Origin of the sequence: Nonomuraea phyllanthi (assembly GCF_006334985.2) — a bacterium.
Taxonomy (GTDB): Bacteria; Actinomycetota; Actinomycetes; order Streptosporangiales; family Streptosporangiaceae; genus Nonomuraea; species Nonomuraea phyllanthi.
Genome location: NZ_VDLX02000031.1, coordinates 55,192 through 77,517 on the forward strand (window position 1 = coordinate 55,192; position 22,326 = coordinate 77,517).

Here is a 22,326-nt window from a genome sequence, read left to right on the forward strand (position 1 = left end):
GCGCCAGCCGGGCCACGGCGAACCGTCAGCCCGATATATCGACTTGATACATCGGAACGATATGCAGTGTCGTGTCATGCCGCAAGGGGACCCCTGCGGCGGGTCACCTCAGGGCTTTGAGGATCGCGCGGCCCGCGTACCGCGCCTCCGCGCCCAGCTCCTCCTCGATCCGGATGAGCTGGTTGTACTTGGCGGTACGTTCCGAGCGGGACAGGGACCCGGTCTTGATCTGGCCGCACCCGGTGGCCACGGCCAGGTCCGCGATCGTGGTGTCCTCGGTCTCGCCCGAGCGGTGTGACATCACCACGGTGTAACCGGCCTCGTGGGCGGTCCGGACGGTGGCGAGCATCTCGGTGAGCGTCCCGATCTGGTTGACCTTCACCAGGATCGAGTTGGCGATGCCGCGCTCGATGCCGTCGCGGAGCAGCGCGACGTTGGTGCAGAACACGTCGTCGCCGACGAGCTGGCAGGTGCCGCCGAGGGTTTCCGTGACGAGTTTCCAGCCCTCGATGTCGTCCTGGGCCATCGGGTCCTCGATCGAGACGATGGGGTAGGACGCCGCCAGCTCGGCGAGGTAGGCGACGTGCTCGGCGGCCGACCGCTTGACGCCTTCGCCGGCGTAGTCGTAGACCCCGTCGCGGTGGAACTCCGAGGCGGCCGGGTCGAGCATGACGGCCACGTGCAGGCCGGGGACGTAGCCGGTGTTCTCGATCGCGGCCATGACGAAGTCCAGCGCCTCCCGCGCCGAGCGCAGGTCGGGGGCGAAGCCGCCCTCGTCGCCGACGCCGGTGTGATGGCCGGCGGCCTTGAGCGACGAGCGGAGGGTGTGGAACACCTCCGAGCCCATGCGCACGGCGTCGGCGAAGGTCTCCGCGCCGATCGGCGCGATCATGAACTCCTGGAAGTCGATCGGGTTGTCGGCGTGCGCGCCGCCGTTGATGATGTTCATCATCGGCAGCGGGAGCAGCCCGGCGTCCGGGCCCGCGTAGCGGTAGAGCGGCAGCCGGTGCGAGGCCGCGGCGGCCTTGGCCACGGCCAGCGAGACGCCCAGGATCGCGTTCGCGCCGATCCTGGCCTTTCCTGGGGTGCCGTCCAGCGCGATCATCGTCTCGTCGACGGCGGCCTGGTCCTCGGCGCTCATCCCGGAGACGGCGTCGGCGATCTCCCCTTTGACGGCCTCGATCGCCGCCCGCACGCCCTTGCCGTGGTAGCGGCGCGGATCGCCGTCACGGCGCTCCACCGCCTCGTTCGTGCCGGTCGAGGCGCCCGAAGGGACGGCCGCGCGGCCGCGGGAGCCGTCCTCCAGAATGACGTCGACCTCCACGGTCGGGTTGCCCCGGCTGTCGAGGATCTCCCGGCCGGTCACCTGGACGATTGCTGTCATGTCTTACCTTTCGCCACAACGAGCTGGACAGGCGCTCATTGCCCTCTGCCGGCCCCGCCGGCCGGGCGACGGCCGTCGCCGCCTCTCCCGGCCCCTACTGGATTTCAGATCGAAACTCACTTGGTTCCAGTTAGGAACTTACACTGGGCGCAGCACGGGCGCCATCCTCCACACCACGAAGGGCAAGGGGACGAGCAGTGGCACGAGAATTGCGGGAGCAGGATGCCGCCTGCGCGATCGCGCGGGGCGCGGCGGTGGTCGGTGAGTGGTGGAGCCTGCTGATCGTCCGCGAGGTCACCCGCGGCCGGCACCGCTTCGACGACCTGCACGCCGAGCTCGGCATCTCGCGCAGGGTGCTCGCCGAGCGGCTCAAGCACCTGCTCGACCACGGCGTGCTCGAACGCCGCCCCTACCAGCAGCGGCCGACCCGGTACGAATACCACCTGACCGCCGCCGGCCGGGCGCTGGCCCCCGTGCTCATCGGCCTCCAGGACTGGGCCGACCGCTTCGTGCTCGGCGACGGCACCCTCACCGGCAGCGCCTCCCCCGGCGCCCCCGAGATCGACCGGCTGCACGCGCTGGTCGGGACCGGCGTGCCGGGCCCCCTGCTCCTGCCCGCGGCCGGCGGCGGCGAGCAGGACGTCGTGGCCCCCGACGCCCCGGCCACCGTCGTCTTCACCTACCCGGCGACCGGAATCCCCGGCCCCCTGCCGGCGAACTGGTCAGAGATCCCCGGCGCGGCCGGCTGCACCCTGGAGAACCGGCTGTTCCGCGCCTCCGCCGCCGCCTTCACCGACGCCGGGGTCGCCCTGCGCGGAGTGAGCACCCAGCGCCCGGAGGAACAGCGAGCCTTCGCCGAGGCCGAGGACATCCCCTTCCCCATGCTGTCCGACGTGGACCTCACCCTGTGCGCGGCCCTGCGCCTGCCGACCTTCCGCTCCGGGCAGGCCCTGCGGCTCAAGCGGGCCGTCATCGTCGCGGGAGCCGACCGGACGATCCACCACGTCCTCTACCCGATCACCGACATTCCGGCCACCGTCGACGAGGCCCTGCGACTCGGCGCCGACCTCGCGAAGGCGCCACCCCGCACGGGACCCCGGCTCACGCGCTGACGCGCCGGGGCTGGAGCGCCTGACCGGCGCCCAGCTCACCGAGCTCGCCACCGCCCTCGTACGCGCGCAGCCCCGGCCAGGCCGGATGTCCGATGTACGGCGGTTAGGGCAGTTTTCGGGGCCCCAAGTTCTCTCCCCGATTCGGAAAAACCTGCCGCGACACGACGTGCGCGAACCGTCAGGTCACGGAGCGCACCGAAACGTGTGCTAGCCTGTCGAGTGTTGCAGTTGTGGCACCCATAAATACTCTGTGCGCGCCCTCGAAGCATGATTGAGCGGGCGCGCTTTTTGTTTGCCGGTCTTTTCCGGATGGGCTCATCGCGGCGACAACGGGATTCCGCGCAGTGCGGATCCGTCTCCTGCTCCTACCTTAAGGAAATCGACATGGCAACCGGCACCGTCAAGTGGTTCAACTCCGAAAAGGGCTTCGGCTTCATCGCGCAGGACGGCGGCGGCGCCGACGTCTTCGCCCACTACTCCAACATCGTCGCCAACGGCGGCTACCGCGAGCTGACCGAGGGCCAGAAGGTGTCCTTCGACGTCGTCCAGGGCCAGAAGGGCCCGCAGGCGGAGAACATCGTCGCCGCCTGACCCACCCCGCTCCCGGCCTTCGGCTCCTCCGGCCCCGGCGCGCGCCCGCGCGGCCGGCGGTCGTTAGGGTGAACGCCTTGATCGGCGGAGGAGGCGGCGGGGCATGCGGGTGGCGATGGCGAGCGTGGCCGCGCGAAGAGCGGGCCGCGCGAACGAGGACTTCACCGGCGCCGTGCCGTCGGCAGCGGTGCTGGTCGACGGCGCCGGCATCCCCGGCGGCGAATCGACCTGCCGGCACGGCGTCGCCTGGTACGCGGGTCGCCTGGGCGCCGGCCTCCTGAGCCTGCTGTCACCCGTACGGGACCGCGGCCTCGCGAGGCTGCTCGCCGAGGCCATCGAGCAGGTGACGGACGAGCACCGGGAGACCTGCGACGTCGAAGACCCCATCAGCCCGTCGGCGGCCGTGGCGATGCTCCGGCTGTCCGGCGGCCGCGTCGAGTATCTCGTGCTCGGCGACGCGTTCCTCGTGCTCGACAGGGTGGACGGTACGCCGCTCGTCGTCTCGGATCTCCGAGAAGTGGTGATCAGCGAGTCGTACCGGCCCGCCCTCGAGGCCGCCGCCGAGGGCGAATACCTCCGGATCCTCCGGGACCTACGCGCTCACCGGAACCGGCCCGGCGGTTTCTGGGTGGCCAAGGACGACCCTCACGCGGCGGACGAGGCGATCACCGGGAGCTGCCCGATCGCGGAGCTGACCGGCGCCGTCCTGCTCAGCAACGGGGCCAGTCGCATCGTCGACCGGTTCGGGCTCGCCGACTGGCCGGAGGTCATGGCCGTGCTGGCGTCGAGCGGGCCGGCCGAGATCATCCGCCGGGTCCGCCGGGCCGAGGAGCGTGACGCGGTGGCGGCGGACGACGCGACGATCGCGTACTGCACCGAGCTCGGCGAGCCCTGACCGCCGCCGGGCCGTGGCGGGTGGTGGCGGGCCCAACCTAGCCCAACCGGGCCCAACCGGGCTCAACCGGTCGGAGGCGGATATGTCAGGCGCCCGTCGTCGACGTGCGCGAGCTCGTCCAGGACGGCCGGCTTCGCCGTCGTGGGGGACATGATGTGCACGACCTCCGCACCCGCGACGATCAACGCGTCAGTGATCAATCTCCGGTGGCAGCGCCACGGCACCGCCTCGCTGCACATGATCGCCGGCCGTTCGCGTTCGGCCAGCTCCAGCAGTTCGTTCAGGCCCGCCCTGAATGCGTCGCTGTCCATGTAGTCGGCGTAATCGCGGAAGGCCTTGACCCGCCATCCGCCGTTCGGGCTCGGCACGCCCTTTCGGGTGTGCCGGCGACCGCCCAGTTCCGGGATCCAGCGGTATCCGATATCGGGGGGCAGCGCGTCGATGATGGCCGGCCGGTTCCACTGCGGGAACTTCCGCGACGACGGGAACGCGCGTACATCGACCAGACAGGTGATCTCGTTTCCTCGCAGCATCTCCAGCATTTCGCCGAACCCGCGCGTCGAATGCCCCACCGTGCAGATACGGTTCGCCATCCTGCTGCCTCGCCCCAGGGTTTCATGCGTTCTCTTCATGGTCTCACGTGGCCGGGGTCACGACCTGCCCGGAGGTACGCCGGCGAAGATCGGAGCATCCACAGATCGCATTCTGGCGATTGTTCAATCTAAACGCATTCTTCAAAATATCCATACATATATGCGCGTACGTTGGGCTGCATGGAGGGGTGCGTAGACTCGTCAGATTTCCGGTCCGGTCATCGGGCGCGCTGTGACCCGACCACCGAGTAGCGCACCGGACCCGGGCGAGGCGATCGAGTCGTCCCGCCTGGACGATCTGCTCATCGAGGCCGTGTTCAGCGCCGGCGCGCACTTCGGCATCGTGTACGTCCTGGACGCCGACGCCGGGGTCCTGCGGATGGAGACGGCGATAGGCCTTCCCGCCGACGTCGCCCGGACCTGGGCGAGAATCAGGACGAACGATCGCGTGCCGGTCGCGGTGTCGGTGCGGGAGCGGCGGCTGATCTGGGCCGGCGACCGGGTGGCCCTGGCCCGCGGGTTCCCGACGGCGGCGCTGGCGCTGCCGTACCACTTCTCGGTGGCCGCCTCACCGGTCTGCTCCGGCGGTGACGTCCGGGGCGGCTTCGTCCTCGGATGGCCCGCGGGCGGCGAGACGGTACTCGACCGGCGCCGGCTCGACGTCATCGAGGATGCCTGCGCCAGGATGGGCCCCCTGCTCCGCCGGGCGAGCGAGCACGGCCGTGCGGTCGAGCCGCACTCCCTCCCCCGGGTCCTGGACCCGGTGCGCGCTCACCGGGCGGACCCGTACACCGCTCTGAGGGCAATGGCGTGCCTCAACTGCCTGCCCGAGGGCTACTGCCACCTGGACGGGCACGGGCTGGTGACCCTCGTCACGCCCCCGGCGGCGGGGCTGCTCGCGGCGAAGCCGTCCGAGATGGTCGGGCAGCGCATGTGCGAGGCGCTGCCCTGGCTGGACGAGCCCGTCTATGAGGACCGCTTCCAGGCCGCGATCGCCGACCGCCAAGCCACCCAGTTCACCGCCCGTCACCCCGACGGGCGGCAGCTGTCGTTCCAGTGCTTTCCGAGCCTGCCCGGCATCGCGATCCGCATCATGCCCGCCACCACGTCGCAGACCGGCACCCTTGATGCCGGCCCAGGGGTGATCGGGCAGCACGACCTGCTGCACCTGGCGATCTCCCTGGCGCGCGCGATGACCGCGCAGGACGTGGTGGACCTGGTGGCCGACGACGTCATGCCGGTGTGCGACGCCCAGGCGATGGCCATCCTCACCTGGGACAGCGGCCGGATGCGCGTGGTCGCCTCGCGTGGCTACAGCCGCCGGGGCATCGAGAAGTTCGACGGCCGCCCGGTGGTCCGCGCGGTCCGCTGGGCCCGGGGTTACGACGAGGGCCGCGCGGCGTTCTACTCCGACTGGGACGAGTTCCACCAGACCTATCCCGGCGCCGTCCGCGTCGACGACATGGGAGCATGGGCGCTCCTCCCCCTGGTCGCCCGGGGGCGGTCCATCGGCACGTGCGTCCTCGCCTACGACCGTCCCCATCGGTTCGGCGACAGCGAGCGGGCCATGCTCACGGCGCTCGGCGGGCTGGTCACCCAGGCGTTCGAACGTGCCTGGCTCTACGACAACAAGCACCAGCTCGCCCAGTCCATGCAGACCAACCTGCTGCCGAAGGACCTTCCCGAGTTCCCCGGCCTGGAGGTGGCCGCCCGGTACGTGCCCGCCACCCCCGGCATGGACCTCGGCGGCGACTTCTACGACCTGATCCGCCTCAGCGACACGGAGGCCGCGGCCGTCATCGGCGACGTGCAGGGCCACGACATGACCGCCGTCGCGCTCATGGGCCAGGTGCGCACGGCCATCCACACCCACGCCAGCGCCGGCGCCACCTGCGGCGAGGTGCTCGCCCACACCAACCAGCTCATGACGGAGCTCGCCCCCGACCGCTTCACGAGCTGCCTCTACCTCACGCTCGACCTCGAGGACCACACCGCCTGCCTGGCCAGCGCCGGGCACCTGCCCCCGCTGCTCAGCCGCCCCGGCGTTCCCACCCAGGTCCTCGACACCACGCCCGGCCCGCTGCTCGGCATCGACCCCGACGCCGAGTACGCCACGACGGACCTGCACCTGCCTCCCGGCTCGGTGCTGACCCTCTACACCGACGGCCTCATCGAGGAGCCCGGCTGCGACCTGGGCGAGGCCATCGCCGCCCTGGCCGCCCGATTCGCTCCCGCGCCCGGCCAGCCCCTGCGTGGTCTGGCGGAGTCGCTCCTCGGGCCGGCCTCGACCAGGCAGCGCGCCGACGACACCGCGCTCCTGCTCCTGCGGAACACCCCGCGGCCGCCGTGACCGGCCCGCCTCGGTGCGGCGATCGCCGGCCGGGGCGGCGGTCGCGCCGGTCGCGCCGGTCGCGCGCAGCGCGGTCAGCGGGCGGCCTGCGTGGTGACGCGCTCGATGGCCTGGACGGCGATCTCGGGCTGGTCGACGTAGATGTAGTGGCCGCTCTTCGCGGCGGTGGTCAGCCTGCTGTGGCTGGACAGCGCCAGCCACTTGCGCTGCCCGGCGGCCCACGCCTTCTCCAGCTCCGGCCCGTACGTCGGGATGGCCGCCAGGTACGGCTGCCCGTGCCGGATCACCTCCACCGGAATGTCCCCCGCGGAACGAACCCTCCCGTCGTCGATGACGAGCTGCTCCGGATTCTGCCCCTGGAAGATCGCCAGATTCTGCGCGCGCACGTCCGCCGCCGGACCCTTGGCCGACTCGGGAATCGTCTTGGAGATGTCACCGGACATCGTGGGCGGCGTGGCATCCATCAGCACCAGACCCTCGACCCTGTCCCGGTGGTCGGGGGCGTACCTGGCCGCGATCAGCCCACCCAGCGAATGCCCCGCCAGCACCACCGGACCATCACCCGCGACACGGTCGAGCACCCCGGAAAGGATCTTCCCGGTCGTGTCGATGCTCTGCGGGCCGTCAGGCTTGTCGCTCGCGCCCGAGCCGAGCCGGTCGTAGGAGCAGACCCGGTTCTTCTCGCCCAGCGTCTTCTGCAGGGCGGCCAACTTGTCCACCCCGTCACCGGCCCCGTGCAGGAGCACGATGACCGGCTTGCCCTCCGCCGGATCGCCCGAGCAGGACACGTTCACCGACCGCCCCGCGACCTCGATCTTCTTGGTCCCGGAGATCACGTCGGCATCGGCCTTCTGCGTGGTGGGGGCCATGGGGTCCCAGTTCTCGAGCGCGTCGCCATCGCAGCCGGCGACTCCCAGGCCGACCACGGTGGAGCAGAGCGCCGCCAGAGCGGATGCCTTGAGCTTGCGAAGCATGATCTCCTCCAAGGAGAGATTGGTGTCGGTTCGTACGGCGGTGCGGCGGGGGGCCGCCGAAGCACCGTGGCAGGTCGTAACGCTACGGATTGGGCCGTCCCGGATGCGTCACCACACAGTGGACATTCGCCGGTAGCTCGCACGGGGGACAAGCGCGCGCCGCCGGCCGGTCCGGCACGGTCCACCGGCGGGTTCAGGCGATCGGCCGGCTGTCTGTCCCCCGTGCGAGCTACCCGCGAGTGTCCACCGCACGGTGACGATTCCCGGCCGCCGAATCCCTAGCGTTCTCGGCACAGCCGCGGCGCTCCGGTCGCGGGATCTCATGAAGGAGCTCGTGATGCGACTGTTGAAGCAGCTCGTGCCCGTCGCGGCGGTCGCCCTCGCCGGCAACACCGCCGTGAACGCGGTTCAGGGGAATACGCTTCTCACCCTGGTCCTCGGCGTCGCGACAGCGGTGCTGGCCGTGCTCGTGTACGCCCGGATGGTGCGGTGGTCCGAACGCCGCGCGCCGGTGGAGGTGGCCGCGAGCGGGGCCGCCGCCGCCACGGGCCGGGGGGCGCTGATCGGGGTCGGGATGTTCGTGGCCGTCATCGTCAACATCGCCCTCGTCGGCGGCTACCGGATCGACGGCCTGGGCTCGGTGGCGGGCGCGCTGGGGCTGGCCGGCTTCATGGCCGCCGCCGCCGTGACGGAGGAGGTGATCTTCCGCGGCATCCTGTTCCGGATCGTCGAGGAACGCGCCGGTACGTGGGCGGCGCTGGCGCTGACCGGCCTGGTGTTCGGCCTGTCGCACCTGTTCAACGAGCACGCCAACCTGTGGGGCGCGATCGCCATCGCGATCGAGGCCGGCGGCATGCTCGCCGCCGCCTACGCCGCCACCCGCACCCTGTGGCTGCCGATCGGCCTGCACTTCGGCTGGAACTTCGCCGCGGCCGACATCTTCGGCACCGAGGTCTCGGGCAACGGCGCGACGCCGGGCCTGCTGCACGGGGTGACGTCAGGTCCGGCGCTGCTCACCGGTGGCGAGTTCGGCCCGGAGGCGAGCCCGTACGCGGTGGTGTTCGGCGCGCTGCTGACCATCGTGTTCATGGCGGTGGCCCGCAGGCGGGGCACCCTCGTCCCTCGCCGGGGCGGCGTCCGGGCCGACGCGACCGCTACGCTCTCCCGATGATCGATCTCCGGCGGGTCCCCGACCTGTGGCAGCGCTTCGACGTGACGCTCCGGGACTTCCCGTTAGCCCTGCTGCTGGGCATCGCGTCATTCGTGCCGGCGTTCGAAGGCTCCGGCACGGAGATCGGCAACCTGCCGACCCGTCCCTACGACGCGCTGGCCCTCGTGGTGATCGCCCTCGAATGCCTCCCGCTCACCGTGCGCCGGCGCTCCCCGGCCGTCTGCCTCGTCCTGGTGTCGGTCGGTTTCACGCTCGACCAGTTCCTCGCCTACCACGCCGTCGCGGGCACCGCGCTGCCCATCGCGTTCATCAGCGCGGGCGCCCACCTGGAACGCCACCGCCGGGTCACCGCGATCCTGCTGTCGCTGGCGTACGTGCCGCTGGCCGTCGCGCTCAACCAGCGCGGCGGGACGGAGACGCCGGAGGACTACGCCGTGTTCTTCCTGGCGCTGGTCCTGGCGTGGGGCATCGGCACCTGGCTGCGCTCCACCCGGGCCGCCGAGGCCGAACGCCGCCGCCACGTCGCCGAGGCCACCCGCACCGCCGAACGCACCCGCATCGCCCGCGAACTCCACGACGTCGTGACCCACCACGTGACCGCGATGGTGGTGCAGGCGGAGGCGGCGCGCTACCTGACCGCCGCGCCCGACCGCCTCGACGCGACCCTGAGCGCCGTCACCGACACGGGCCGGCGGGCCATCACCGACCTGCGGCACCTGCTCGACCTGCTCAACCCCGACCACGACACCGACGTCAGGACGCCGTCCGCCGGCGATCTCCACGCGCTCGTGGAGCAGACGCGCCAGGCCGGGCAGCCGCTCGAGTTCACCGAGGAGGGCGAACCTGCGGAATCCGCGGGCAGCGCGGAGTTCGTGGCCTATAGGGTCGTCCAGGAAGCCCTGACGAACGCCCTCAAATACGCCCACGGCAGCCGCACCCTGGTCCGCGTGCGCCACGGCGAGAAGGAGATCACCGTGGAGGTCAGCACCGACGGTTCCAACGCGCGGACCCGCTCCCCGGGCGGGAGCGGGCGGGGCCTCGCCGGCCTCCGCGAGCGGGTCGACGCGCTGGGCGGCGAGTTCAGCGCGGGCCCCCGGGAGGGTGGTGGCTTCGTCGTACGGGCGCGCGTCCCTGCCGGGAGCTCGTCGTGACCGCTCCGGTCCGGGTCCTGGTCTGTGACGACCAGGCGCTGATCCGCACCGGCTTCGCGACGATCATCGACGCGCAGCCCGACCTCGAGGTGGTGGGCGAGTGCGGCGACGGCCGCGCCGCGGTCGACCTCGCCCACAAGCTGGACCCGGACGTCGTGGTGATGGACGTGCGGATGCCGGTGCTCGACGGCATCGAGGCCACCCGCCTGCTCGCCGGCGCCGGGGTGGCGCGCCCGGTCAAGGTGCTCGTGGTGACGACGTTCAACCTGGACGAGTACGTGTACGAGGCGCTGCGGGCGGGGGCGAGCGGGTTCCTGCTCAAGGACGCCCCGCCGGCGCAGCTGCTGCACGGCATCCGCACCGTCGCGACCGGCGCCGCGCTGCTGGCCCCCGAGGTGACGCGGCAGCTCGTGGGCAGGTACGCGGCGCGGATCCGCCCCGCCGAGGGCGCGCCGGACGACGTCGCGCTGACCCCGCGCGAGCTTGAGGTGCTGCGGCACATCGCCGACGGCCTGTCCAACAGCGAGATCGCCGCGACGCTGGTGATCAGCCAGGAGACGGTCAAGACGTACGTGTCGCGCATCCTCACCAAGCTCGACCTGCGCGACCGCGTACAGGCCGTGGTGTACGCCTACCGCAACGGCCTGGTGACCTGACCCCCGCCCGCGCGAAGACGGGGCCGGGACGCGAAAGGCTTGACCTTGGAGCAAGGTCAAGGGTTTACCGTCGTGGGCATGAGCATCGCCCGGCGGCCACTGATCGCCCCGGGCACCGCATGGAAGGGCCCTGCCGCATGACCTCCGCACCGCCCGCCGGCGACGTCGTCCTGGTCACCGGCGCCTCCTCCGGAATCGGACAGGCGACCGCCCGGCTGTTCGCCGAGCGCGGCGCCCGCGTCTTCGGCACCTCGCGGCGCGCCCGCCCGGACGGAGCCGGCGTCGAGATGCTCCAGCTCGACCTCCGCTCCGCCGAGTCCGTCCAGCACTGCGCCGACGAGGTCACCGCCCGCGCGGGCCGGATCGACGTCCTGGTCAACAACGCCGGCGTCATGCACGAGGGCTTCGCCGAGGAGACCACACCCGCCGAGGCTCAGGCGGTGTTCGCGACCAACTTCTTCGGCACCACCCGGCTCGTCCACGCCGTGCTGCCCGGCATGCGGGCCCGCCGGCGCGGCCGCGTCGTCAACGTCGGCTCCCTGGCCGCGTGGGTCGGCGAGCCCGGTGAGGCGTTCTACGCCGCTTCCAAGGCCGCCCTCGCCCGCTACACCGAAGCGCTGCGCCACGAGGTATGGCACCTGGGCATCCGGGTCACCCTGGTCGAGCCGGGAGTGTTCACCACCGACGTCCTGCGCGCCGCCACCACCAGCAAGGCGGCCATCACCGACTACGACGGCCCTCGCGAGAGCGCCCGCCACACCCTGCACCAGGCGCTGCGCAAGGGCGGGGACCCTCGCGAGGCGGCGGAGCTCATCTGGAAGGCCGCCACCACCCCCATGCCGCGCGGGCGCTACGGCGCCGGCCGCGAAGGCTTCTGGGTGCCCCGGCTGAGGACCCTTCTCCCGCAGCGCCTCTTCGACACCCTGCTGCGCCGAGGCTACGGGCTGCCGCGATGATGCGCAGGGCCTGACAGTCCGGATGGCGGCGGGTGGCCCCGGGCGTCACACGACGGCGACGGCGTCGATCTCCACGAGGCATCCGGGGTTCAGGCCCGCCACGACGTGCACCGTGATAGCGGGCGGCGGGTCGGCACGGTTCCACACCTCCTGGAAGGCGGCCACGCCCTCGTCGAACGTGTGGCCCTCCACCACGGCGATGCGCCAGTGCACGATGTTCGCGAGGGTCGCCCCCTCGCTCGCCAGGATGGCCGCGAGGTTGCGGAAGACCTGCCTGGACTGCTCCCCGACCGTGGGGCCGACGACCTTGCCCGTGGCATCGACGCCGTTCTGCCCGCCGATGTAGATCGTCTTGCTCGGCTGCTCGACCACGACCGCCTGGCTGAAGGCCGGGCTGCGGTGGAGCCCTTCGGGGTTGATGTGCCGTACGCCCACGTGCTGCTCCTCTGATGACAACGAAACCTGTATAAGCGGTTTCGTAAACGACACCAGTTATAGTGGTTTCATGAGAGCGAGCGCAACCGGACGGATCCTGCACGACCCGAAGGGAGGGTCGTTCCGGTTCGACGCCGGCGCCGTCTGCCTGGACTTCGCCCACACGGGCGGCGAGGGCCGCTACGCCGTGTTCGAGACCCTGCACGAGCCGGCCGACCTGGCCGAATGGCTGGCGGAGCCGCCGCTGTCCGCCGTGCTGACGGTTCCCGTGACGGCCGGCGAGCTGGCCGCGGCCAGGGCACTCCGCCAGGCGATCTGGGACGCGGCGCACGACCGGGCGGCGCGCCGCCCCCTTTCCGCCGGGGCGGTCGCGGCCGTCAACCGGGCCGCCGCGTCGCCCCCGCTGGTCCCCGAGCTCGCCACCGGCGGCACGAGCGCGGGGTGGGCGGCACCGGTCCGGGCGACGCAGGCGCTGTCGACCCTGGCCCGGGAGATGATCGGCCTGCTGTCCGGGCCGCTGTCCGAGCGCATCCGCGAGTGCGCGAGCGACGATTGCCCGCTGGTGTTCGTCGACACCTCCCGCCCGGGCGCCCGCCGCTGGTGCGCCATGGAGCGCTGCGGCAACCGCCACAAGCTCCGCGCCCTCCGCGCCCGTCAGGCCACGGACCGGCGAGACATCGGATGAACGTTTCAGCGCGGTCGGCCGCCCAGCCCGAGGTCGGTACGGGTGCCCGGCTCCAGGATGGAGAGATCTCCTTGCCCGGCGATCGAGCGGGGCGGACCATGTGGGAGCGCTCCCATTCACTGACGACTCCCGATGCCGCCTCGTGGCCCCACCCCCGATGGAGAACCCCATGCCAACCCACCGGAATCCCTGGCGCAGAGCCTTGACGGCCGCGTCCGCGGTACTGCTGGCCGGATTCGGGCTCGCCACGGCGCCGACCGCCGCCGAGGCCGCCGCGTCGTGCACGGCCACGTACACCAAGATCTGGGACAACGGCAGCGGCTTCGGCGCGAACCTCACGGTCACCAACACCGGCGACCCGCTGACCACATGGGAGTTGAGCTTCGACTTCCCCGGCACCCAGGTGATCACCCAGATGTGGGGCGGCGTGCCGAGCCCGGCCACGCCCACCCCGGCGGGCGCGGCCGTCACCGTCGGCCCGGCCTCCTACAACGCCGCCCAGGGCACCGGGGCGACCTGGACGGTCGGCTTCAACGGCACGTACACCGGCGGCGCCAACAACGCCCCGCCCGGCGTCTCCTGCTCCGGCAACGGCTCGGGTGGCACGCAGCAGGCCCTGGTGGTCGCCCCGACCAGCGTGAACGTGCCCGAGGGCGCGACCGCCGGCTACACCGTGCGCCTGCGGGAGGAGCCGTCCGGCGACGTGACCGTCACCAGCACCGCGGGCACCGGCGACAGCGACATCACCGTGAGCGACGGCGCCTCGCTGACCTTCACCGCGGCCGACTGGGACACCCCGCAGACCGTGACGCTCAGCGCGGCGCAGGACAGCGACAGGTTCGACGGTACCCGGCCCATCAGCGTCGCCTCCTCCGGTCTGAGCTCCGTCACGGTCAACGCCACGGAGGCCGATGACGACGACGGCACCAACCTCCCGGCGCCCATCCTGAGCGTCTCCGGGAACCGCCTGGTCGCCAACAACGGCAACACGTACCGGCTGCTGGGCGTCAACCGGGCCAGCGGCGAGTTCGCCTGCGTGCAGGGCAAGGGCATGTGGGACGGCGGCCCGGTGGACAAGGCCTCGATCGACGCGATGAAGGCGTGGAACATCCACGCGGTACGGATCCCGCTCAACGAGGAGTGCTGGGTCGGCGTCAACGGCTCGCCCAGCGGCGCCACGTACCAGCAGAACGTCAAGGACTACGTGAACCTGCTGGTGTCCAACGGCGTCACGCCGATCGTGGAGATGCACTGGAGCCACGGCCAGTACACCGGCCCGGGCGCGGGCTGCTCCGACACCGCGGCGACCTGCCAGAAGCCGATGCCCGACGCGCAGTACGCGCCGACGTTCTGGACCGGCGTGGCCAACGCGTTCAAGGGCACCAACTCGGTCGTCTTCGACCTGTTCAACGAGCCCTACCCGGACGCCGCCGCGAACTGGGACGCGACCGCCGGCTGGACCTGCTGGCGCGACGGCGGCACCTGCACCGGCATCGGCTACGAGGTGGCCGGCATGCAGGACCTGGTGGACGCCGTACGCGCGACCGGCGCCACCAACGTGATCATGCTCGGTGGCCTGACCTGGTCCAACGACCTGAGCCAGTGGCTGACGTACAAGCCGGACGACCCGACCGGCAACCTGATGGCCGCCTGGCACACCTACAACTTCAACGCCTGCTCGAACACGGCCTGCTGGGACAGCCAGGTCGGCGCCGTCGCCGCGCAGGTGCCCGTGCACGCAGGCGAGATCGGCCAGGACTCCTGCGCCCACGACTACATCGACCAGGTGACGGCGTGGGCCGACGCCCACGGTGTCGGGTACACGGCCTGGACGTGGAACCCGTGGGGCTGCGGCCAGGGCAACGTGCTCATCACGGACTACGACGGCACGCCCACCAGCACCTACGGCGAGGGCTTCAAGGCGCACCTGCTCACCCAGACGCCCTTCTCGTAGCGTCACCCGCGGGCCGTTCGGGGAGGCCGGGATCGAGGGCGGTCCCGGCCTCCCCGCCGCGTCACTGGAACGAGAGGGAGTCGATGGTGATGGTGCTGCTCCCGCCGTACCAGAATCCCATCGCGAGCTGTCCGGGGGACGCGCGGTCGATCCCGTTGGCGGACATCGGGATCTTGATGTCCTGGTACGCGGTCGTGACGGCCGGGTGGCCGCCGCCGTCGAGCGTGTAGTCGCCGAAGACCTTGGTCACCCCGCCGAGGTCGAGGTTGAAGTGGGCCTGCTCGCCCCCGGCCGCGCCCTTGATCCGGACGACGAGGTAGGTGTACGCGGACAGGTCGGTGTTCACGTCGCTGCCGAACCAGCCGCAGTTGTCGTAGCTCAGGCTGAGCGCCCCTCCGGAGACGGCGCCGGAGCCGCCGCCGTTGCGGAAGCAGTTGCCGCCGGTCCACTTGCCGAGGTCGTTGCGCGCGGCGGACGGGTAGGCCGGGTCGCCGTCGAAGTCGTCGAGGACGAGGCCCGCGGTGGATGAGGGAAGGGTGACGGCGGTGACGGGCGCCGACGCGCCGGAGGCGTTGCCCGCGGCGTCGTACGCCTTCACGGTGTAGGTGTAGGAGGTCGCGGGGTCCAGACCGGTGTCGGTGAAGGAGGTCGTGGCCGACGTGCCGACCTGGGTGCCGCCACGGAGGACGCGGTACCCGGCCACGCCGGTGTCGTCCGTGGACGCCGTCCACGACAGGGTGACGGAGGTCGCGGTGCGCGACGGGGAGGCCAGCCCGGTGGGCGCGGTGGGCGCCGTGGTGTCGCCGCCGCCGCCCGTGCCGACGGTGACCCGGCCGAGGGCGAGCCAGCCGTCGGCGCCCTGGGCGGCGTTGGCGAAGCGGAGCTTCTTGGCGTTCGCGGAGACGGCCTCCAGCGGGTTCTTCACCCGCAGGACCCACTGGTAGCCGCCGGACGGCACGCCGGAGAGGTTCACGCCGGTCTGGAAGTACTGCGGGTACCCGTAGTCGAGGTAGGTCGGGTCGGGGCCGACACCCCAGTCGGGGAACGCGCGGATCTTGAGGGGCATGACCGTGCGCAGGTCCCAGGACGTGTCGAAGGTCTTGACCACGGTCCCGGCGGCGTTCCTCAGGCCGAGGGTGACCGTCCACGGGTAGTAGAACGGCGCCACGCCGCGGTTGCTGATCCGCACGCCGACGTTCGTGGTGCCGCTCGCGGTGTTCGTGAAGTACGCGTCGTCGACGCCGAGGTCGTAGCCCATGAGCCTGACGGCGGCCGCGACGTTCGGGTCACCGGGCGCGTAGCTCTGGCTCTGCTCGTTGATCTTCCAGGTCGTGTGCTCCAGCTCGATGCAGGCCTTCATGTCGTCCACCTGGCCGGAGCCGCCGGGCCAGGACGCGAACGCCGAGGACTGGATCTCGGGCCGTACCTCGCCGCCCATCGAGGCGGTGATCCACTTGTTCTCGGCACCGGCGTCGAGCGCCCGCTGGAGCTGGGCGTAGCCGGCCCCGCCGAGCGACTGCGGCAGCGTGACGCCGGCCAGTGGCGAGCCTTCCTTGTAGCAGAAGGAGTCGTCGTGGTAACCGATGTCCCGGTTCGTCGCCGCGCCTCCCGCCGAGTCGGGGTAGCGCGTCTCCAGCTTGGTGTGGTCGAAGGCGCTGTCGTACGCCTGGAGGATCTGCGTGGCGTGCGCGTCGGTCGGCATGAAGTTCGGGTAGCCGTCAGCGGTGTCGGTGTCGAACGGCCAGGTGTGCCACTCGCCCCACAGCCCGATCAGGCCCAGGTGGATGAAGCCGATGCGGGGGTCGCCGTCGTACCGGTCGCCGAACGCCGCGATGAAGTCGCCCAGCGCGTCGAGCAGGTACGGGCTGTCGTAGTCGGGGCTGGTGGTGCCCCAGTAGGTGTTGGTCCGGTACGTCACGTGCCCGTCGAAGCAGTGCGGGATGGCGTTGCCGGGATGGCTGCCGCTGCCGCCGGGATATTCCAGGTAGAACCGGACGGCGGCCTGGTTGCCGTACGAGGCGATCTCGTCCAGCGCGTTGTCGAGGATCGACCAGTTGTACGCCGAGCAGTCGGCCGGGTTGGTCATCACCTCTGAAAGGCCGAAATAGCTCCACGTGAGGGAGTGCGGGTAACCGGTGTTCTGGTCGCTCCCGGGCCAGTAGAAGCGGGCGAACCCCTTGAGCGGGTTGTCCAGCGGCGCGGGCGCGGACGCCAGCGAATGCTCCTGGAGCGACGGGTCGGGCGACGCGGGAGCGGAGGGCCGGGGCGGCACCCCGCCGGGGACCGGCGCGAGCGCCCACGCCCGGGCGGCGGGGAACAGGGCCAGCGCCAGGGCGATCAGGACCGGGACGACGGCCCGGCGATGCCGTAAGAGGCGTGCGGACATGGCTGAAGGAACCTCCGGGATACGTGGGCGGCGGGAGCCTGGGCGGGCCGCTCGGGACCCGCCACATGGGGGTTGACGTGGGACGGAAGGGTTCGGGGAAGCCGTCGTACGCTCGCCGAGATATGAGGAGCTATTGACAAACTTCCGATGCCTAACATCATTATTCGAGAGTCACCGCGTGACAAGAGGCCAATTTCACCCAGCGCCGAGGACGATGATGAGAACGATGCGGGCCGAGGGACGGTCGCAGGTCGCCGAGCAGGTCGCCGAGCCGAGCGATGCCGGCGCGTCCCGGCGAAGACGGGCCCGGCCGCGTGACGACCGCCGGGCCGCGTGGCTCTTCCTGATCCCCGTACTCGCCGGCTTCGCGATCTTCTACGGCTACCCGGCCGTCCGCGGGTTCTGGTACTCGCTCACCGACTACAACCTGCTCAGCCCGCCCGCGTACGTCGGCGCGGACAACTACGCCAAGCTCGCCCAGGACCCGCAGTTCTGGCACGCGCTCCTGGTCACGGTCTACTACGTCGTGATCAACATCGTCTCGCAGATGCTGTTCGCGCTGCTGCTGGCCGCGCTCATGCACCGCCTCACCCGGTCGGTGGCCCTGCGTGCGATGCTGCTGCTGCCGTGGCTGGTGCCGAACGTCACCGTCGCCCTGCTCTGGATCTGGCTGCTCGACGCCGACCTCGGCTTCGTCAACCACCTGCTCAAAGCGCTGGATCTCGGCACCGTCGGCTTCTTCGCCTCGCCCGACTGGGCCATGCCGACGATCGGGATGGTCAACACCTGGGCCTACACCGGCTACACCGCGCTCCTGCTCTACGCCGGCATGCTGCAGATCCCGCCGCACCTGTACGAAAGCGCCGCCATCGACGGCGCCGGCGAGGTGCGCATGTTCCGCTCGATCACGCTGCCGATGCTGCGGCCCGTCCTCGCCCTGGTGCTCGTGGTGTCGCTGATCGGCTCGTTCCAGATCTTCGACACGGTCGCCGTGGCCGCGGCAGGCCGCGGGGCGGGCAGCGCGATCAGGGTCATCTACTACTTCATCTACCAGCAGGCCTTCCAGTACTTCCACATGGGCTACGCCTCGGCCGCGGCACTCGTGCTCGCGCTCGTCCTCGGCGTGCTCACGGTCGTGCAGATGCTGCTGCTGCGGGCGTCCCGCTCGGACCTGGCCTGAGGAGGCACCACCATGCGGCGCATCGGCACCCTTTCGGCCTGGGCCGTCCTGGCCGTGGCCCTCGTGCTCACCCTGTTCCCCTTCTACTGGATGGTCCGTACGGCGCTCACCCCGGCCGCCGACCTGTACGCCGACAGCGGCGCCCTGTTCCCGAGCCACCCGACGATGGTGAACTTCCTGCGCATCCTCGGGCTCACCACCCAGGAGGAGACCCGCGCGGCGGGCGGGTCGGGCGCGCGGATCGACTTCGCCCGCTACCTGCTCAACTCGGTCGTCTACAGCGGCCTGATCGCGACACTGCAGACCTTCTTCTGCGCGATGGCCGGATACGCGTTCGCCCGGCTGCGCTTCCCGGGACGCCAGTTCGTCTTCGGCGTCGTGATCGCCGCGCTCATGGTGCCGCCGATCTTCACGCTGCTGCCCAACTTCGTGCTGGTGAAGAACCTCGACCTGATCAACACTTTCCTCGGCATGGTCGCCCCGACGATCCTCATGACGCCGTTCGCGGTCTTCTTCCTGCGGCAGTTCTTCCTGTCCCTGCCGCGCGACGTGGAGGAGGCGGCCCGGCTGGACGGCAACGGCCCCTGGGGCGTGTTCTGGCGCGTCTCGCTGCCGATGAGCCGCGGGCCGCTGATCACCATCGGGCTCACCACCACCGTGTGGGCGTGGAAGGACTACCTGTGGCCGCTGCTGGTCGGGCGCGAGGAGCAGACCCGCGTCCTGACCGTCGCGCTCGGCGTGTTCCTGCAGCAGTCGCCCAACACCCGCCCCGACTGGACCGGGCTCATGGCCGGATCGACGCTCTCCGTCCTGCCCGTGCTGCTCCTGCTGATCTTCCTCGGCCGGCGGCTCGTCCAGTCGCTCAACTTCTCCGGAATCAAATGACCCCCCAAGAGAGGCACCACCCATGAACACCACCAAGCGGGCAGGCGCGGCGCTGCTGTCGCTGGCACTGGCCGGCGCCCTCGCCGCCTGCGGGTCCGGCGGCGCGTCCCAGGACGAGGCGTCCGGCGGCAACGTCGAGATCGACTACTGGCTCTGGGACGACAACCAGCAGGCGTCGTACCAGGCCTGCGCCGACGCCTTCCACGCGGCCAACCCGGCCATCACCGTCAAGATCACCCAGACGGCGTGGGCCCAGTACTGGCAGAACCTCACCACCCAGCTCGCCGCCGGCCAGGCCCCGGACGTGTGGACCGACCACGGCTCCTACTACCCGCAGTTCGTCGCCAGTGGGCAGATCCTCGACATCCAGCCGTACGTCACCCGCGACAAGGTGGACCTCGCCCAGTACCAGGAGGGGCTGGCCGACCTGTGGGTGAAGGACGGCAAGCGGTACGGCCTGCCCAAGGACTGGGACACCGTGGCGCTCGTCTACAACAGCACGATGCTCAAGGAGCAGGGCGTCAAGCCGGACGAGATGGCCGACCTCACCTGGAACCCCACCGACGGCGGAACGCTCCAGCAGGTCATCGCCAAGCTCACGGTCGACGAGAACGGGCACGACGGGCTCGACCCGGACTTCGACAAGAACCACGTCAAGGTGTACGGCTTCCTGCCGGAGTGGGCCGACGGGTCGCAGGGCCAGAACGGCTGGGGCGACCTGGCCGTGGCCAACGGGTGGACGTACCTGGACAAGAACCCCTGGGGAACGCGGTACAGGTACGACGACCCCAAGCTCGCCCAGACCATCGACTGGTACAAGCAGCTCATCGACAAGGGGTACGCGCCGAAGTTCGACAAGCAGTCCACGCTGGGCAGGGACGCCGTGCTCAACGCCGGCAAGGGCGCGATGACCTTCGCCGGATCGTGGACGATCAACACCTACCTGGGTCCGGACGCCGAGCAGAAGTTCGCCCTCGCCCCGATGCCCGTCGGCCCGGCCGGCGTGCGCAAGACCGCCATCAACGGCCTCTCCGACGCGATCTTCGCCGGCACGCCGCACAAGGAGGAGGCGTGGAAGTGGGTGAAGTTCCTCGGCTCGGCCGACTGCCAGGACATCGTCGCCGGCAACGCCGTCGTCTTCCCCGCGATCAGGACGGCGAGCGAGAAGGCCGCGGCCGCCCACGAGGCCAAGGGGCGTGACGTGCACGTGTACGTCGACGCGACGAAGACGCCCGACGGCACGTTCCTGCTGCCCATCACCGATCACGGCAACGAGGTGAGCCAGATCGTGCAGGACGCCATCCAGTCGGTCGTCCTCGGCCAGATCGGCGCCGCCGAGGGGCTGAAGAAGGCCAACGACCAGGTCAACGCCCTGTTCACCTGACGATCGCACCGACGTAATTACAGAAGGAGCATCATGCCGCTGCTCGTCGAGCTGGCAGGCCGTACCGTAGCCGTTGAGCCGACCGGCCCCGAGCCACCGCGGAGGATCGACGGCGGGGTGGTGCTGCCGCCAGGCCGGGTGGCCGTGCTGCACGGCTTCGGCGACGCGCTGTTCTACCGGCACGGGCAGAACTCGTGGAGCCCGTGCGGCTGGCGGCGGCTGTCCGAGCCGCCGCTGCGCATCGCCGACCCGCGCCGCCGGACCACCGCCGACGACCCCGTCTGGGACGACCCGTCCCGCCACCACTCCTCCGCCGTCGCGGCCCTCCAGGGCGACGACGGGCGGGTCCTGCTGCTCGGCGCGCTCGGCATCGGCACGCCGCGCCTGGCCGCCGACCGCGACACGCTCTCCGGCTGGTACGAGGACGACGGGGCGCCGTGGTTCCTGGCCCACGGCGAGGAGGAAGAGGTCTTCGGCGCCTACACCCGCGCGCTCGCCGCCCGCCTCGGCAGCAGCGGGCGGCGCGCCGGGAACGTCTGGTGCAGCTGGTACGCCTACTACGAGGGCATCACCGAGGAGGGGCTGGCCGAGGACATCGCCGCGCTGAAGGGACTGCCGTTCGACGTGCTCCAGGTGGACGACGGCTGGGAGGAGGCGGTCGGCGACTGGGAGCCGAACGCCAAGTTCCCGTCCGGGATGCGCGCCCTCGCCGGCCGCATCTCCGCCGCCGGTCTGGCGCCGGGGCTGTGGCTGGCCCCGTTCATCGTGCTGCCCGGCTCGCGCACCGCCCGCGAGCGGCCCGAACTGCTGCTGCGCGACGAGCGGGGAGAGCCCGTGGTCGCCGGCCACAACTGGGGCACCGGCTACTGGGCGCTGGACCTCTCCCGGGCCGACGCGCTGGAGCACGTGGAGGAGCTCATCCGCCGGGTGGTGCACGAGTGGGGCTTCCGCTACCTCAAGCTCGACTTCATCAACGCGGGCGCCGCCCCCGGCGTGCGGCAGGGCGGGGTCGGCCGCGAGCAGGCCTACCGGAACGCGCTGGAGCTGATCAGGCGGACCGCCGGGGACGACGTCTACCTGCTGGGCAGCGGCGCGATCCTGCTGCCCTCGCTCGGCCTGCTCGACGGGCTGCGCAGCGGGCCGGACGTGGCGCCGATGTGGCAGAACTACGCCAGCGACGACCCGTCCGACGCGATGGCGCGCAACGCCGTGGTCAACACGCTGCACCGGCTCTGGCACGCGCCGCTGGCCGAGGTCGACCCGGACGTCGTGTACTTCCGCAGCCGCCTCAGCCTGCTCACCGACCAGCAGCTCGGCTGGCTGCGCGACCTGGCCACGGTGTGCGGCTTCCGGGCGGTCTCCGACCCGCCGTCCTGGCTGCGCGCGGAGGAGCTGGCACGGATGACGGCGTACCTGTCGGCCCGGCCCGCCGTCGTCCGCAAGGGCCGGTACGTGTTCGCCATCGACGGGCGGGAGGTGGACTTCGGCCCGGCCGTCGCGACCGGCGGGCAGTGGTATCCGATCTCCTGACTTCGGATTAGGCTTTTGTCAAGCGTGCAGCATTATTCGGGCAGGATCACTCGT

19 protein-coding genes are annotated in these 22,326 nt (G+C 71.2%); 14 read left to right on the forward strand and 5 right to left on the reverse strand.

Translation table 11 applies throughout. The annotated features are described in order from the left end of the window. Positions 1-103: 103 nt before the first annotated feature. Positions 104-1,384 carry a phosphopyruvate hydratase gene (eno, locus tag FH608_RS47800; RefSeq protein WP_139637863.1) on the reverse strand — a complete coding sequence of 427 codons (1,281 nt, stop codon included), beginning with the start codon at positions 1,382-1,384 and terminating at the stop codon, positions 104-106. Between the two features lie 197 nt (positions 1,385-1,581). Here eno and FH608_RS47805 point away from each other — a divergent pair, with 197 nt between their 5' ends. From FH608_RS47805 to FH608_RS47815, 3 genes are all read left to right on the forward strand, one after another. Next, positions 1,582-2,496, forward strand: coding sequence for a winged helix-turn-helix transcriptional regulator (locus FH608_RS47805; protein ID WP_139637864.1), 915 nt, complete (start codon positions 1,582-1,584; stop codon positions 2,494-2,496). Positions 2,497-2,880: 384 nt separating this feature from the next. Next, positions 2,881-3,087 carry a cold-shock protein gene (locus FH608_RS47810; protein WP_139637865.1) on the forward strand — a complete coding sequence of 69 codons (207 nt, stop codon included), beginning with the start codon at positions 2,881-2,883 and terminating at the stop codon, positions 3,085-3,087. Positions 3,088-3,190: 103 nt separating this feature from the next. Further along, positions 3,191-3,982 carry a hypothetical protein gene (locus FH608_RS47815; protein ID WP_139637866.1) on the forward strand — a complete coding sequence of 264 codons (792 nt, stop codon included), beginning with the start codon at positions 3,191-3,193 and terminating at the stop codon, positions 3,980-3,982. A 62-nt stretch (positions 3,983-4,044) separates the two neighbouring features. Here FH608_RS47815 and FH608_RS47820 read toward each other — a convergent pair whose 3' ends face one another. After that, positions 4,045-4,575, reverse strand: coding sequence for a DUF488 domain-containing protein (locus FH608_RS47820; RefSeq protein ID WP_139637867.1), 531 nt, complete (start codon positions 4,573-4,575; stop codon positions 4,045-4,047). A gap of 232 nt (positions 4,576-4,807) precedes the next feature. Between FH608_RS47820 and FH608_RS47825 the strand changes: the two genes are divergently transcribed. Further along, positions 4,808-6,925 (forward strand): PP2C family protein-serine/threonine phosphatase, encoded by a 2,118-nt coding sequence (locus FH608_RS47825; protein WP_139637868.1) that lies wholly within the window; start codon positions 4,808-4,810, stop codon positions 6,923-6,925. 74 nt (positions 6,926-6,999) lie between these two features. Here FH608_RS47825 and FH608_RS47830 read toward each other — a convergent pair whose 3' ends face one another. Then, positions 7,000-7,899: an alpha/beta fold hydrolase gene (locus FH608_RS47830; protein WP_139637869.1), complete on the reverse strand. Its 900-nt coding sequence runs from the start codon at positions 7,897-7,899 to the stop codon at positions 7,000-7,002. A 337-nt stretch (positions 7,900-8,236) separates the two neighbouring features. Between FH608_RS47830 and FH608_RS47835 the strand changes: the two genes are divergently transcribed. The 4 genes from FH608_RS47835 (at position 8,237) to FH608_RS47850 (ending at position 11,833) form a co-directional block, all read left to right on the forward strand. Beyond that, on the forward strand, positions 8,237-9,070 hold the full coding sequence (locus FH608_RS47835) for a CPBP family intramembrane glutamic endopeptidase (RefSeq protein WP_139637870.1): 834 nt from the start codon (positions 8,237-8,239) through the stop codon (positions 9,068-9,070). Next, complete coding sequence (locus tag FH608_RS47840) at positions 9,067-10,221, forward strand: sensor histidine kinase (protein ID WP_139637871.1); 1,155 nt, start codon at positions 9,067-9,069, stop codon at positions 10,219-10,221. The genes FH608_RS47835 and FH608_RS47840 overlap by 4 nt, the downstream gene beginning before the upstream one ends. Next, the gene (locus FH608_RS47845) at positions 10,218-10,877 is read left to right on the forward strand and encodes a response regulator (RefSeq protein WP_139637872.1); all 660 of its coding nucleotides are present in this window, start codon (positions 10,218-10,220) and stop codon (positions 10,875-10,877) included. The genes FH608_RS47840 and FH608_RS47845 overlap by 4 nt, the downstream gene beginning before the upstream one ends. 137 nt (positions 10,878-11,014) lie before the next feature. Further along, positions 11,015-11,833: an SDR family NAD(P)-dependent oxidoreductase gene (locus tag FH608_RS47850; RefSeq protein ID WP_193319048.1), complete on the forward strand. Its 819-nt coding sequence runs from the start codon at positions 11,015-11,017 to the stop codon at positions 11,831-11,833. 45 nt (positions 11,834-11,878) lie between these two features. On the opposite strand, the gene FH608_RS47855 is transcribed toward FH608_RS47850, so the two are convergent. Then, complete coding sequence (locus tag FH608_RS47855) at positions 11,879-12,268, reverse strand: RidA family protein (protein ID WP_139637874.1); 390 nt, start codon at positions 12,266-12,268, stop codon at positions 11,879-11,881. Between the two features lie 70 nt (positions 12,269-12,338). Between FH608_RS47855 and FH608_RS47860 the strand changes: the two genes are divergently transcribed. Together FH608_RS47860 and FH608_RS47865 are read left to right on the forward strand one after the other, a co-directional pair. Further along, positions 12,339-12,953 carry a CGNR zinc finger domain-containing protein gene (locus FH608_RS47860; RefSeq protein ID WP_193319049.1) on the forward strand — a complete coding sequence of 205 codons (615 nt, stop codon included), beginning with the start codon at positions 12,339-12,341 and terminating at the stop codon, positions 12,951-12,953. A 169-nt stretch (positions 12,954-13,122) separates the two neighbouring features. Beyond that, entirely contained in the window at positions 13,123-14,907 is a 1,785-nt protein-coding gene (locus tag FH608_RS47865) for a cellulase family glycosylhydrolase (protein WP_139637875.1), read from the forward strand. Between the two features lie 61 nt (positions 14,908-14,968). Here the strand turns inward: FH608_RS47865 and FH608_RS47870 are convergent, their stop codons facing one another. Further along, a complete protein-coding gene (locus FH608_RS47870) occupies positions 14,969-17,293 on the reverse strand; it encodes a fibronectin type III domain-containing protein (RefSeq protein WP_139637876.1) in 2,325 nt (774 codons plus the stop codon). A 226-nt stretch (positions 17,294-17,519) separates the two neighbouring features. Here FH608_RS47870 and FH608_RS47875 point away from each other — a divergent pair, with 226 nt between their 5' ends. From FH608_RS47875 to FH608_RS47890, 4 genes are read left to right on the forward strand one after another with little or no spacing between them, the layout of a single operon-like run. Next, complete coding sequence (locus tag FH608_RS47875; protein ID WP_139637877.1) at positions 17,520-18,473, forward strand: carbohydrate ABC transporter permease; 954 nt, start codon at positions 17,520-17,522, stop codon at positions 18,471-18,473. Between the two features lie 12 nt (positions 18,474-18,485). Then, positions 18,486-19,358, forward strand: coding sequence for a carbohydrate ABC transporter permease (locus FH608_RS47880; RefSeq protein ID WP_139637878.1), 873 nt, complete (start codon positions 18,486-18,488; stop codon positions 19,356-19,358). A gap of 22 nt (positions 19,359-19,380) precedes the next feature. Further along, on the forward strand, positions 19,381-20,742 hold the full coding sequence (locus tag FH608_RS47885) for an ABC transporter substrate-binding protein (protein WP_139637879.1): 1,362 nt from the start codon (positions 19,381-19,383) through the stop codon (positions 20,740-20,742). A gap of 33 nt (positions 20,743-20,775) precedes the next feature. Beyond that, the gene (locus FH608_RS47890) at positions 20,776-22,272 is read left to right on the forward strand and encodes a glycoside hydrolase family 36 protein (RefSeq protein ID WP_139637880.1); all 1,497 of its coding nucleotides are present in this window, start codon (positions 20,776-20,778) and stop codon (positions 22,270-22,272) included. Positions 22,273-22,326: the final 54 nt, after the last annotated feature.

Excerpts from the sequence above, each read along its gene's own strand:
- FH608_RS47885 (WP_139637879.1), top strand. The coding sequence starts at position 19,381 with ATGAACACCACCAAGCGGGCAGGCGCGGCGCTGCTGTCGCTGGCACTG.
- FH608_RS47875 (WP_139637877.1), top strand. The coding sequence starts at position 17,520 with ATGCGGGCCGAGGGACGGTCGCAGGTCGCCGAGCAGGTCGCCGAGCCG.
- FH608_RS47850 (WP_193319048.1), top strand. The coding sequence starts at position 11,015 with ATGACCTCCGCACCGCCCGCCGGCGACGTCGTCCTGGTCACCGGCGCC.
- FH608_RS47870 (WP_139637876.1), bottom strand. The coding sequence starts at position 17,293 with ATGTCCGCACGCCTCTTACGGCATCGCCGGGCCGTCGTCCCGGTCCTG.
- FH608_RS47810 (WP_139637865.1), top strand. The coding sequence starts at position 2,881 with ATGGCAACCGGCACCGTCAAGTGGTTCAACTCCGAAAAGGGCTTCGGC.
- FH608_RS47830 (WP_139637869.1), bottom strand. The coding sequence starts at position 7,899 with ATGCTTCGCAAGCTCAAGGCATCCGCTCTGGCGGCGCTCTGCTCCACC.
- FH608_RS47820 (WP_139637867.1), bottom strand. The coding sequence starts at position 4,575 with ATGGCGAACCGTATCTGCACGGTGGGGCATTCGACGCGCGGGTTCGGC.
- FH608_RS47840 (WP_139637871.1), top strand. The coding sequence starts at position 9,067 with ATGATCGATCTCCGGCGGGTCCCCGACCTGTGGCAGCGCTTCGACGTG.
- FH608_RS47815 (WP_139637866.1), top strand. The coding sequence starts at position 3,191 with ATGCGGGTGGCGATGGCGAGCGTGGCCGCGCGAAGAGCGGGCCGCGCG.
- FH608_RS47860 (WP_193319049.1), top strand. The coding sequence starts at position 12,339 with ATGAGAGCGAGCGCAACCGGACGGATCCTGCACGACCCGAAGGGAGGG.
- FH608_RS47865 (WP_139637875.1), top strand. The coding sequence starts at position 13,123 with ATGCCAACCCACCGGAATCCCTGGCGCAGAGCCTTGACGGCCGCGTCC.
- FH608_RS47880 (WP_139637878.1), top strand. The coding sequence starts at position 18,486 with ATGCGGCGCATCGGCACCCTTTCGGCCTGGGCCGTCCTGGCCGTGGCC.
- FH608_RS47890 (WP_139637880.1), top strand. The coding sequence starts at position 20,776 with ATGCCGCTGCTCGTCGAGCTGGCAGGCCGTACCGTAGCCGTTGAGCCG.
- FH608_RS47835 (WP_139637870.1), top strand. The coding sequence starts at position 8,237 with ATGCGACTGTTGAAGCAGCTCGTGCCCGTCGCGGCGGTCGCCCTCGCC.
- eno (WP_139637863.1), bottom strand. The coding sequence starts at position 1,384 with ATGACAGCAATCGTCCAGGTGACCGGCCGGGAGATCCTCGACAGCCGG.